Origin of the sequence: Roseobacter denitrificans OCh 114, assembly GCF_000014045.1 — a bacterium.
Taxonomy (GTDB): domain Bacteria; phylum Pseudomonadota; class Alphaproteobacteria; order Rhodobacterales; family Rhodobacteraceae; genus Roseobacter; species Roseobacter denitrificans.
Genome location: NC_008209.1, coordinates 1,142,517 through 1,154,751 on the forward strand (window position 1 = coordinate 1,142,517; position 12,235 = coordinate 1,154,751).

The window sequence follows — 12,235 nt, forward strand, 5'->3', positions numbered from 1 at the left end:
CCATAACGCCCCGACTTTTAACGGGAGGCTTGCAGATGCCGCGCAGTACCAGTCAATCGCCGGTTCTCGGTATGCCTGTGCCGAATTGGTCAGTGCCCGATGCGCCCCAAGGCATATCGCTTATCGGGCGCTATGCCGAATTGCACCTGCTCGATGCTGATCTGCACGGTGCGGCGCTGTTTGATGCCTATAGCGGCCATGACCAGATCTGGGATTATCTGCCCTATGGGCCCTTCGAGACAGCCACCGAATTCAAGACGTGGGTCAAGCGGACGATCTCTGCGCCGATCCATCAGTTCTATGCGATCAAAAACAAGGAGAGCGGTGTTTTCGAAGGTGTCGCCAGTTATCTGCGCATTGATCCGGCGAATGGCTCAATCGAAGTCGGGCACATAAATTACAGCCCCGCGCTGCAGCGGACGCGCGCAGGCACTGAGGCCATGTATCTCATGATGCAGAATGCCTTTGGTATCGGCTTTCGTCGCTATGAATGGAAATGCAACGCGCTGAACTTGGGGTCGCGTCGGGCGGCGCAACGGCTCGGGTTCAGCTATGAAGGTGTGTTTCGGCAAGCCACCGTGAGCAAGGGACGCAACCGGGATACCGCATGGTTTGCGATCATTGATCAGGAATGGCCCGCGCTACGGCGTGCGTTTGAGACATGGTTGGCCCCTGAAAACTTCGAACAGGGCAGGCAGTTGACCAGCCTTGGTGATTTGACCCGCACGGTCAGGGTCACCAGTGATCCACTGTTGTAAGTAATCCCGCCCTCAGATTGCCAGCTTCCGGGTGAGTCGTTGTTGCACCAGTGAAGCCAGTCTTGACACCTCATTTTGTGCAGATGCGCCGGAGGCACGCGCTTTTGCCAAAGCATCGGCGGCTTGCTCCAACCCGGTATCCTGCGCGGATCGCGCCACGCCTCCTATGAACTGAGCGGCATAATCAATGGCCGTTTCGTTGTCTTCCCCGCCCAAAACATCGGCGATATGGGCCATATCGTCCTGAAACGCCATCAGATCGGGATGAATGATCTCGTCAGGGAGTTCGCGCAATCCGGCGGGTTGCCGTTCCGCCGGGAGGTTGGCGAGGATGGTTTGCTGGAAAACTGCAAGTGACACGATGGGCTTTGTCAAAAAGCCATCACACCCCGCGGCCTGCGCCAAGGCCTCGCCATTGAGATCGCCCGATGTACCAAGTACCACATCCACACGCGGCTCCGTCTGCGTCAGTTCGGTGATCAACTCGGCACCGCATCCGTCTGGCAGGCCAAGATCCACGATCACCACAGAGGGGCGGTACACCTGCAGGTGGCGCCGGGCCGACCGCAAGCAGTCAGCGCGTCTGATCCGTGCCCCGCTGCGCAGGCATAAGAGGCGCATGGCTTCGCAGGCAAATCGGCTGTCTTCGATGACCAGAACAGTTAGTCCAAGAAGCGGTCGCGCCGCAGTCGGTGTGGGAATCGTTGCCGCAAAAGGGTCCTTTTCGTCCATTACTGCCTCCGGAATCACTGGTTTCGCCGTTTAGCATGGCCGAAGATGGATAACAGGGGGTTAAGAGGAACAGGGCCCGAGTGTAGCGCACCGGGCAAAGAAACCGGGGATTTACCCGTTGAACAGCGGCTGGTGGCTGTGGGCCTGCCTGCGTCGCTCTTGCACTTGCACTGGATCGAGCACAGTTCCATAACCAGCCAAACGATTATCAACAGGGGAAAACCAATGATCGGCCGCCTGAACCATGTTGCGATTGCAGTGCCAGACCTTGAAGCTGCAGCAAATCAATACCGCACAGCCTTGGGGGCCAATGTCGGCGCACCGCAGGATGAGCCGGACCACGGCGTGACGGTGATCTTCATTGAATTGCCCAATACGAAAATCGAACTGCTTTATCCGTTGGGAGAGGCAAGCCCGATCCAGGGCTTCCTTGATAAAAACCCCGCAGGGGGCATTCACCATGTCTGCTACGAAGTCGAGGATATCCTAGCAGCACGCGACCACCTTGTTGAAACCGGCGCGCGTGTCCTTGGCAGCGGAGAGCCCAAGATCGGGGCACATGGCAAACCGGTTCTGTTCCTGCATCCCAAAGACTTCAACGGGTGCCTCGTGGAACTGGAACAAACCTGAGCTTTTGATTGGAGGCCTGAATATGGGTGTTACGTCTGCCTTGGTACTATTTGCGGTGATCTGGTCCCTCATGTTCCTGATCATCCTGCCCATCCGGGTGAAAACCCAAGGGGATCTGGGAAAGATCGTGCCCGGCACCCATGCCGGTGCGCCCGAAGTGCATGACGTCGGGAAAAAGGCGAAAATCACCACGGTGCTCAGCCTTATCCTGTGGGTGATTATTTCAACGATTATCTTGTCGGAAATGATTACCGTCAGGGATCTGGACTGGTTTGGGCGTATGGCCCCTGAGGCGACAGCCGGTGAAACAGATGGGTGAAGGTTGCCGCTCCCAGTATCGGGATGATCAGGTTCAACAGCGGCACGGATAGCGGGATCGCCATCAAAACCCCTGCCGCCCAGATCCGCAGCATATAGCGGGATCGCAGCACTTTGGCCTGTTGCCGCCCGACGCGCCTCATGGCGGCCAGCGTGAAGTATTCCCGTCCCAGCAGGAACCCGTTCAAACCCCAGAAGATGAACGGTGCCAAGGGGACAAAGAACAGGTAAAGCACCAGCGCGCAGATATTGGCCACGATCAGAACGCCGAGAAAGCTGAAGGTGTCCCGCAGCCCATCCATCAGCGGTACGCTTTGCGCAGGGCCAAGGTTTGGATAGTGTTTGTCCTCCACCGCTTGCGCGACCGTATCCAGAAACATGGATGTGATGGCCGAAGCCACAGGGATCATCAAAAAGATCGACAATACGGCGACCGCGACGAAAGCCCCCCAGCTGACCAGATCGTTCAGCCATGTTACTTCGCCGATCAGCGGCAGGTTCGCTTCTTCACCGACAAGCCCGCCCATCAGCCAGACAAAAAGCGCCGAGGCCCCGATCAGCAGCGCAATGGTCAGCCCGATCCCGGTCAGCAGCACATTGCGAAACCGCGCATCGCTCATCTGGGCCAGTGCGGCAAAGAAGGAGTCAAAGATCATTCCGGCATCCAGGATGTAATGGTGTCCAGATCGGGGCGCGGGCGATCGGGAGGCGTCGATGTTTCGGTTGCGATATGGATCAGCCCGGCAATGCGTTCGTGATCCGCCAGCGCAAAGGCTTCGCGCATGAAGGTACGGTCGTGACTGGGCCAGCCCGATAGCCAATTGGCCCCCCAACCCGCAGACAACGCTGCATTCAGCAAGGCAAGGCAAACCGCCCCGGCGGAATAGGTTTGTTCAAGGGCGGGTATTTTCTCGGACGGTTTCGGGCTTTCGATCACTGCGACGGCCAGATGGCCCTGATCGAATTGCGAACGCCCCTTGGTGATCTGATCTGCGTCCAGCCCCAAGGCCTCCCCCCGCCGCTGCGCGATCTCTGCCAGACGCGCCATGGCCGGTTTTTCGATCACAATGAAACGCCATGGCTCCAGTTTGCCATGATCGGGCGTGCGTGCTGCGGCCTGCAACAAAGGGCGCAGTTGGGCGCGATCCGGCGCGGGGGCCTGCAGGGTCTTGGCCGGTCTCGAGCGGCGCGTCAGCAAAAAGTCCAGTGCATTGGGGTTTGGGTCGGGCATGGGTGTCCTGCAGGTTAGAGTTGGCTGGCCAGATGGTCGATTTCACCCCTGATGAAGGCATCAAAGCGGGCGCTCGGTTGGCGCACGCGCAATGTCTCGGCCAAGGGGTCGGGGGCTGTTTTGTCACTGCCCGAAAGCGCTTCGAGCGTGGCATGGCCGCAGAACGGGACGTAGACCTCGGAATAGCCGCCTTCATGCGCGAGCACCAAACGCCCGTCACAGTGTTCCTGCGCGGCGGTTTTGATGCGTTCGGTCAGCTTGCGAAAGGTCTCCGCCGTGGCCAGCATCCGCGCAAGGGGATCAATGGCGCTTGCGTCATATCCACAGGCGACGACGATCAGATCGGGTTTGAACGCCGCGATTTGTGGCAGAACGATCGTGTCCATCGCATGTAGGTATCCGGTATGCCCGGTGCCGGCGATGAGGGGCAGATTCAGGTTGTAGCCCACACCATCGCCCGTGCCGCGATCAGCGATACCTCCGGTGTCGAGCGGGTAGTTGCCCTCCTGATGCAGAGAGATCGTCAGCACGTCCGGGCGGTCATAATAGATCGCTTCGGTGCCATTGCCGTGGTGCACATCCCAGTCCAGAACAACGACACGTTTCGCAAACCCCTTGGCCTGCGCGGCTTCGATGGCGATGGCGATATTGGCCAGCAGGCAAAACCCGTTTGGATAGTCGGGCAGGCAGTGATGGCCCGGCGGGCGCGACAGGGCATAGGCGTTTTCCAGATCGCCGCTCACGACGGCATCAACAGCGGCGACAACCAGCCCGGCAGAAAGCGACGCGATCTCATACCCCCCGGTGGCAAAGGGTGTGCGTCGGCCAAGTTCACCGCCGCCTGCATCTGACAGGCGTTTGAACTCATCGAGGTACGAGGCCGGATGCACGCGCAGCAAATCCTCACGCGTCGCCATTGGCGCGCGGCGCACATCCAGATCATTCGACAGGCCGGTGACATCCATCAGGTTCTTCAGGCGGCGCTTTGCTTCCTGTGTTTCGGGCAGGCCGGTCGCGTTCAGCGGCTGCACCAGCCCCCCAATCGGCAGGGTGGAGGCATAGTTTCCGCCTGCATGCCAAAAACACTGCTCATCCCAGAAAAAGCCGGTGCTCATATCTTTCTCTCGTTCATTGTCCGCCAGCAGAGTGAAGCAGCCGCCGGGAAAAGTCCACGCGCCATTTTCTGCGCAGACGCCGTTGCCAACATGCCTGTTTGGCTCGACAAAACGGCGGGTGCGACTAGCGCACCATGCCCATGACTTCGTAGGTTTTGTGCAGGATGGGCGCTGTGATTTCGCGCGCCTGTGCGGCACCTTTGGCAAGGATGCGGTCGATCTCTGCCGGGTCATCCATCAGCCGCGCCATTTCCCGCGATACCGGCGAGAGTTTCGAGACCGCAAGCTCCGCCAACTGCGGCTTGAAGGTCCCGAATTGCTGGCCACCCACATCCGCCAGCACGTCTTCGACGGTCTGGTCGTTCAGGGCTGCGTATATGTTTACAAGATTGCGCGCTTCCGGGCGATCTTTCAGCCCGTCGATTTCCGACGGCAGGGCATCCGGATCGGTTTTGGCTTTGCGGATCTTCCTCGCAATTGCGTCCGCATCATCGGTCATATTGATCCGGCTGGCATCCGATGGATCGGATTTCGACATCTTCTTGGACCCGTCGCGCAGGGACATGACCCGGGTTGCCGCCCCTTCGATTACGGGTTCGGTCAGCGGAAAGAAATCAACGCCGTAGTCATGGTTGAACTTGGCAGCAATATCGCGTGTCAGTTCGAGGTGCTGCTTCTGATCCTCGCCGACCGGGACATGCGTTGCATGATAGATCAGGATATCAGCCGCCATCAGCGCCGGATAGCCAAACAGACCGAGCGATGCATTCTGCGCGTTTTTGCCCGCCTTGTCCTTGAATTGCGTCATCCGCTGCATCCAGCCCATGCGGGCCACGCAGTTGAAGACCCAGCCGAGTTGCGCATGTTCGGGCACCTGGCTTTGGTTGATCAGGATCGACTTCTCAGGGCTGATGCCCGATGCGATAAACCCGGCGGCCAATTCGCGCGTGTTATGCGCAAGGTCCTTGGGGTCCTGCCAGACGGTGATCGCATGCAAATCCACCATGCAGTAGACGCAGGGAAAATCATCCTGCATCGCAACAAAACGCTTGATCGCGCCGAGGTAATTGCCCAGCGTCAGACCGCCCGAAGGCTGGATGCCGGAAAAAACACGGGGGGCGAAGGTGGGGCTGGTCATGAAAGGCGTCCGTTCTCGCTGGCAATGAAGTCTGCGCTGGCTTACCCATGAGCCAGAGCATCGTCAAGGAACCCCGCACTATGAACGAGACGCAGAACACACCGCCCGTAAACCCATTGCCCCCTGTTGTCATGGTGTTGTGTCTGGCGCTGGTGGTGCCGGAGATCGTCTTCCTGCTCGGAACGCAGGGTTGGATCGGCGGACCGGAGGCGATTGGATGGCGCCTGAGTGCCGTGCAGCAATATGCTTTCTCGGGGGATATTTTCGACTGGATGATGACAAATGGCCGCTGGGTGCCAGAACACTTGGCCCGCTTTGTCACCTATGCCTTTGTGCACGGCTCGTTTACCGCGACGCTTTTCTCGGCGGTGCTGATGCTCGCTTTGGGCAAGCTCGTGGGCGAAACCATGGGGCAGGTGGCGGTGCTGGTGCTCTACTTTGGCGGCAGCATCTTTGGCGCGCTGATCTATGCGCTGTTTCTGAATGATCCCGCGTGGCTGATCGGCGGCTTTCCGGCGGTCTACGGGCTGATCGGTGGATATACATTTTTGATGTGGCAGCGGCTTGCGGATACAGGCGGGCCGCAATTTCGCGCCTTTAGCCTGATTGCGATTTTGCTGGGTCTGCAGCTTGTTTTCGGCGCCTTGTTCGGCCCCACAACCGAATGGGTCGCGGATCTGGCGGGTTTTGTCTTCGGGTTCTGTGCGTCGGTTTTGCTGGTGCCGGGGGGGCTGGCGCGGGTTATTTATCACTTTCGGCGCGACTAGGGCTGCGGCGCATCGCGGCCTTGAACTCGGCCAGCCGGAACGCACCCAGCATCTGACCCGCCCCGAAATAGGTCACAACGCCAATCCCGATCAGCGCACATAGCGCGAGGGCACGCCACCACGGCAGGTTGAGATAAGGCGCAAGTCCAACCGCCGCGGCCCATAACACCGCACCCATGATCACGGAGGCCCCCACCATGCGCCAGATGCGCCCGTGAAAACGGGCGTCAAACCGGGCCACATCCCCGTAGCTGCGCGCGCCGTACCACAACAGAAACACCATCGCCCATGCCGCGCTGGTCGTGGCAATCGCCGGGGCAAACCAGCCGATCAGCGGGGCAAGCCCGATGGCAAGGGCGGCGTTAATCACCATGGACACCAGCGCGTAATAGAACGGTCTGCGTGTGTCTTCGCGGGCGAAAAAGACGGGCTGCATGATCTTTTGGAGCACAAAGGCAGGTAACCCAAGGCCGTATATGGCAACGGCCACCGCAATCGCGGCTGAATCGCTTGCAGTGGCGGCACCGCGTTCAAACAGGACCGACACCAGCGGCAAGGGGATCACGATGAGCGCCACTGCCGAGGGGATCGTGAGGGCCAGTGCGATTTCGCCCGCACGGCTCAGCGCGATTTTGGCCCCTGCGTCATCGTTTGCTTTCAGACGCCTCGACAGATCCGGGAGCAGAACAACGCCCACGGCAATACCAACGACGCCCAGGGGCAGTTGATACAAACGGTCCGCCGCAAAGAGCCAACTGACCGCCTTGTCAAAATAGCTCGCGACCTGTTGTCCGACGAGCAGGTTGATCTGCACCACCCCGCCCGCGAGCGCTGCGGGGATCGCGACGCGCACGAGTCTGCGCATCTCTGGCGTCAGGCGGGGCCAGCGGAACGAGATGTTGAAACCCGCGCGTTTGACCGCAACCCAGAGCAGCACAAATTGCGCAACACCTGCGACGGGTATGGCCCAGATCAAAGCCCGCGCCACATCGCCGCCAAGGGCCGCCGCCGCGGCCATGGCGAGGATCAGCAGGACGTTGAGCAAAACAGGTGCCGCTGCTGCGGCGGCAAACCGGCCCGCCGCATTCAACATGCCCGACAAAAGCGCGGCCAGTGAAATGAACAGGATGTAGGGGAACACAATGCGTCCGAATTCGACGGACAGGCCGAACTGTTCCTGCCCGGCAAAACCAGAAGCGAGCGCGTAGATCAGCCATGGCATCGTGGCCAGTGCCAGCACCGTGAGACCGATCAGAATGCTGGCCAGCCCGGCAAAGGCATCAGAGGCAAAGCCATCGGCATCTTCACCTCCTTCGACCTTTTTGGAAAACATCGGCACAAAGGCCATGTTGAACGCCCCTTCGGCAAAGAAGCGGCGGAACATATTGGGCAGGCGGAACGCCACCACATAGGCCTGATAAAGCGGCCCAGTGCCCAGGTAGGCCAGGATCATCGCATCACGGACAAAGCCGAAAACCCGGCTCATCAGGGTCCAGCCGCCAACTGTGAAAAAGCCCGACAGGAGCCGAATGGGTTTCAACTCTCGGCCCTTTCGACGCCCTGCTCAATCGCCGCGCGCAGGCGGCGTTCCAGATTGCGCTGTTTGCTTGCCGAATAGTATTTCAGCCCGAACATGTCCTTGACGTAAAAGGTATCCACCACCTGTTCACCATAGGTCGCGATGACAGCATTCGCGATATAGACGTTGGATTCCGCCAGGGTCCGCGCCAGATCGTGCAGCAGGCCGGGCCTGTCACGCGTATCGACTTCGATGATGGTATAGATTTCCGAGCCTTCGTTATCAAAGGTGATATGGGTTGGCACCTTGAACGCACGTTCGCGTTTCTTGACCTTGTCGCGGGATTTTATCGCTTCGGTCGTGACGACTTCGCCCATAAGCGTGCGTTCGATCATCTTGCGCAGACGGGGCAGGCGGGTGGCATCATAGGGATTGCCATCGGCGTCCTGTATCCAAAATGCATCCGTCACAAGACCATCTTTGGTGGTGTAGCTGCGCGCATCCACGACATTGGCCCCCACCAGCGCCAACGCCCCGGCCAGACGGGCGAAAATACCGGGGTGATCGGACATGACAAAGCAGGCGCGGGTGGCATCCCGGTCCTCGTCCGGGTGCAGGTCAATTCTGATCTCGTCATCGCCGATGTCGCGCAGCATTTGTGCAAAGACCTTATGCGCGGTCACATGCAGACCCTGCCAATAGGGATCATAGTGGCGCCCGGTTTCGACCTGCAAATCCTTGCGCGGCCAATCGCTGAGTACGTCGCGCAGCGCGCGTTTTGCCTCTGCCCCGCGGTTTTCGCGGTTCAACTCTTCGAGGCCGGTGTCCAGTGCGCGTCTGGTCTGCCGATAAAGCGCGCGGATCAGAACGGCCTTCCAGTTGTTCCACGTATTCGGCCCGACACCGCGAATGTCACAGACCGTCAGCACACACAGCAGATCGAGCCGTTTGACCGTTTGCACCGCCTTGGCAAAATCCCGGACGGTGCGCGGGTCAGCGATGTCGCGTTTTTGCGCCATGTCGGACATCAACAGGTGATAGCGCACGAGCCATTCGACGGTATCCGTATCGGCTTTGCCCAAACCCAGCCGCGGGGCGATCTTGCGGGCCATCTGCGCACCAAGGATCGAATGATCCTCGGGCCGTCCCTTGCCGATGTCATGCAGCAGCAAGGCAGTGTAAAGCACCTTGCGGTCCACGCCTTCCTTCAGGATGGATGAGGCGACGGGCAGGTCTTCTTCCAACTTGCCCCGCTCGATCTGGCTGAGGTTCTTGATGCATTGGATGATGTGTTCGTCGACCGTGTAGCTGTGATACATGTTGAACTGCATCATGGCGACGATGGGTTCAAATTCGGGAATGAACGCGGATAAAACCCCCAGCTCATTCATGCGGCGCAGCGCGCGTTCGGGGTTGCCGTGTTTGAGCAGCAGATCAAAGAAGATGCGCCGTGCCTCGGGCGTTGTGCGCATATCCTCGTCAATCATGTCGAGGTTCGCCTTGACCAGCCGCATGGCGTCCGGGTGGATCAGCATGCCCGTGCGCAAGGCTTCTTCGAACAAACGCAGCAGGTTCAGCTTGTCTGACAGAAACGCGGCTTCATTTTCGACGGCGATACGGTTGTTCACGACCACGTATCCTCGTTTCACCTTGGGCCGTCTGCGGAAAATGCGCTCAAGCAAGGGTTCCGCCTTGACGTGATCGGCTTCGAGTTTGGTCAGGAAGATGCGCGTCAGGTCGCCGACTTCGGTCGCATGCAGAAAGAACTCCTGCATGAAAATCTCGACTTCGCGCCGCCCTTTCGTATCCTGATACCCCATCGCTTTGGCGACCTGCACCTGCATGTCAAAGGTCAGCTGTTCCGTGGCGCGTCCGGCCTGTAGATGCAGATGGCTGCGCACGGCCCAGAGGAAGTTTTCCGCCTGTTTGAATTGCTCGAATTCCTCGGCAGAGAAAACGCCCAAACCCACCAGATCAGCGGCATCATTCACGCCGTGAATATGTTTGGCGATCCAGAACAGGGACTGCAGATCACGCAAGCCGCCTTTGCCCTCTTTCACATTTGGCTCCACCACATAGCGCTGGCCGTATTTTATGTGCCGCGCTTCGCGTTCGGCGAGTTTTGCCTCGATGAATTCCTTGCCGGAACCGGCGAAAAGCTCTGTGCGCAACCGCGCGGCAAAGGTCTGGGCAAGTGCCATGTCACCTGCGAGAAAGCGGTGTTCCAGCATGGCGGTCTGGATGGTGAAATCCTGTGCGCCAAGGCGAATGCAGTCTTTGATCGTCCGACTGGAATGGCCGACCTTCAGTTTCAGATCCCACAAAATATAGAGCATGGATTCAATCACACTCTCCGCCCAGGCGGTGATCTTGTAGGGTGTCAGGAACAACAGATCGACGTCCGAAAACGGCGCCATCTCACCGCGCCCATAGCCGCCTACGGCAATCACGGCGAGATGTTCACTGGCCGTGGGATTGGGCTTGGGGTGCAGGATATCAGTCGCGACAACCAGTGCTGCGTTCACCAGCTGATCCGTCAGATAGGTATATGAGCGCGTCAGGCGGTGGGCCTCGAAAGGTTCGCTGGCAAACCCCTCCGCAATTCTGGCGCGCCCGGAGGCTTGCGCCTCGCGCAACAAACTGACCGCGGCCTTGCGAATATCCGTAGGCGTTGCGGCGTTTTTGATCACGTCGCTGAGCGCTTCGTCAAAGGCCGGTCTGTCAAAGATGTATTCCGGCGGACAGATCAGTTGCCAAACCTCCGGGTGGTCCGCCGAAACAGCAGTCACAGTCATTTTAATTGCCTCAGAATCCTGCGCCGCCAAAGCGTTGCGGTGCCGGGCTGAGCACCTTGACCTGCGCGTCCGTGATTGTTGCCACCGCCAGACCGCGTGTGTTGGTCCCGTCCGGGTTCAGGCGGAAAATACCGCTTGCACCGCGAAAACCGGCACCTTGTGTCAATGCGGCGGCTGTCAGCGTGTCACCCTGTCCCTGACTGGCCAGCGCGCCGATTGCGGCAATCGCATCAAACGCCAGCCCGGCAATGGGGTGTGGCGCGGTGCCATAGGCTGCCTCGTATTGTCCACTGAAGGCAGAGGCGGCACCTTGATCGGGCAGCGCAAACCATCCGTTTTGCACGCCGGGCAGGCTCAGCGTCTGGGCCGGGATATCCCAGCGCGTCAGCCCCATGAATTGCGTCGCTTCGGTTGAAACGCCCGCTTCCGGCAGCAGTTGCGACAACAGGGGCAAGGCGGTTGCCGTATCCGTGGTGAGAAACAGCGCATCCGCCCCGTTGTCCGCCACAGCCGCACGGATTGCTGGGACCGAAGCGATCACGTCCTGTTGGGACAACGCGTATTCAACCGTGCCGACAACGCTCGCACCCTGCGCCGTTACCGCCTGCTGGATCGCGCTCTTGCCCTGCGCGCCGGCAGCGCCGGTGTCAGCGACGACCACGAACCGCTGCTTTCCTTGCGAGACAGCATAGCTGGCCATCCGCTCGGCAGTGTTGCGGAATGTCTGCCCCATCACAAAGAGGTTGCCACCGGCAATCGCTGCATTATTCGAAAACGACAGAACGTTGACACCCTTGCCCGCCACTGCGCGGCCCGCCGCGTTGGAGGGGGCCGCATAGACCGGTCCGATAATGATTTTTGCGCCTTCGCTGACGGCCTTTTCAGCATTCGCCGCCGCAAGTGACGCATCCGCTGCGGTCGGATAGACGCGCAGATCAACGGTCACGCCGTTCAGGTCGCGCATCGCCAGCCGTGCCGCATTCTCGAGGCTGCGGGCAATGGATTCGGTCGCACCGTCACCTGTCCCGCTGGGGACCAGCAACGCGACCTGAACCGGATCGCCCGAGGCCACGCCCGAATTGGTGACCGGCAATGTGTCGCAAGCGGCCAGCGTCAACGCCAGCAGTGGCAGCGTCAAAACGCGCAATCCCTTGCGGGCGGAACGGAAAACGGCAAACATGAGGCGATACTCCATACAAGGTGCGCCCGCGGCGGGCGCGGATCAGATATCG

12 protein-coding genes are annotated in these 12,235 nt (G+C 59.7%); 4 read left to right on the plus strand and 8 right to left on the minus strand.

Annotated elements, in window-relative coordinates; translation table 11 throughout:
• Positions 1–35 precede the first annotated feature (35 nt).
• Positions 36–758, plus strand: a complete 723-nt coding sequence (locus RD1_RS05425) for a GNAT family N-acetyltransferase (protein ID WP_011567448.1) — start codon at positions 36–38, stop codon at positions 756–758.
• 12 nt (positions 759–770) lie between these two features.
• Here the strand turns inward: RD1_RS05425 and RD1_RS05430 are convergent, their stop codons facing one another.
• Positions 771–1,490, minus strand: a complete 720-nt coding sequence (locus tag RD1_RS05430; protein ID WP_011567449.1) for a response regulator — start codon at positions 1,488–1,490, stop codon at positions 771–773.
• Positions 1,491–1,715: 225 nt separating this feature from the next.
• Between RD1_RS05430 and mce the strand changes: the two genes are divergently transcribed.
• A complete protein-coding gene (gene mce / locus RD1_RS05435; RefSeq protein ID WP_011567450.1) occupies positions 1,716–2,120 on the plus strand; it encodes a methylmalonyl-CoA epimerase in 405 nt (134 codons plus the stop codon).
• A 22-nt stretch (positions 2,121–2,142) separates the two neighbouring features.
• Positions 2,143–2,439, plus strand: a complete 297-nt coding sequence (locus tag RD1_RS05440; protein WP_011567451.1) for a DUF1467 family protein — start codon at positions 2,143–2,145, stop codon at positions 2,437–2,439.
• Here the strand turns inward: RD1_RS05440 and RD1_RS05445 are convergent.
• From RD1_RS05445 to trpS, 4 genes are all read right to left on the minus strand, one after another.
• The gene (locus RD1_RS05445; protein ID WP_011567452.1) at positions 2,375–3,094 is read right to left on the minus strand and encodes an EI24 domain-containing protein; all 720 of its coding nucleotides are present in this window, start codon (positions 3,092–3,094) and stop codon (positions 2,375–2,377) included. The genes RD1_RS05440 and RD1_RS05445 overlap by 65 nt on opposite strands.
• The gene (locus tag RD1_RS05450; RefSeq protein ID WP_011567453.1) at positions 3,091–3,669 is read right to left on the minus strand and encodes a nitroreductase family protein; all 579 of its coding nucleotides are present in this window, start codon (positions 3,667–3,669) and stop codon (positions 3,091–3,093) included. The genes RD1_RS05445 and RD1_RS05450 overlap by 4 nt, the downstream gene beginning before the upstream one ends.
• A 14-nt stretch (positions 3,670–3,683) precedes the next feature.
• Positions 3,684–4,784, minus strand: a complete 1,101-nt coding sequence (locus RD1_RS05455) for a class II histone deacetylase (protein ID WP_011567454.1) — start codon at positions 4,782–4,784, stop codon at positions 3,684–3,686.
• A 124-nt stretch (positions 4,785–4,908) separates the two neighbouring features.
• Positions 4,909–5,922, minus strand: a complete 1,014-nt coding sequence (trpS, locus tag RD1_RS05460; RefSeq protein ID WP_011567455.1) for a tryptophan--tRNA ligase — start codon at positions 5,920–5,922, stop codon at positions 4,909–4,911.
• An 80-nt stretch (positions 5,923–6,002) separates the two neighbouring features.
• On the opposite strand from trpS, the gene RD1_RS05465 reads away from it, so the two are divergent.
• A complete protein-coding gene (locus RD1_RS05465) occupies positions 6,003–6,689 on the plus strand; it encodes a rhomboid family intramembrane serine protease (protein WP_044032966.1) in 687 nt (228 codons plus the stop codon).
• Here the strand turns inward: RD1_RS05465 and murJ are convergent.
• The 3 genes from murJ to RD1_RS05480 are packed head-to-tail and all read right to left on the minus strand — an operon-like array spanning position 6,664 to position 12,183.
• Complete coding sequence (gene murJ, locus RD1_RS05470) at positions 6,664–8,229, minus strand: murein biosynthesis integral membrane protein MurJ (protein WP_011567457.1); 1,566 nt, start codon at positions 8,227–8,229, stop codon at positions 6,664–6,666. The two genes, RD1_RS05465 and murJ, sit on opposite strands and share 26 nt — an antisense overlap.
• Entirely contained in the window at positions 8,226–11,003 is a 2,778-nt protein-coding gene (locus RD1_RS05475; protein ID WP_050759059.1) for a [protein-PII] uridylyltransferase, read from the minus strand. The genes murJ and RD1_RS05475 overlap by 4 nt, the downstream gene beginning before the upstream one ends.
• Positions 11,004–11,013: 10 nt before the next feature.
• Positions 11,014–12,183: a penicillin-binding protein activator gene (locus RD1_RS05480; RefSeq protein ID WP_011567459.1), complete on the minus strand. Its 1,170-nt coding sequence runs from the start codon at positions 12,181–12,183 to the stop codon at positions 11,014–11,016.
• Between the last annotated feature and the right edge of the window lie 52 nt (positions 12,184–12,235).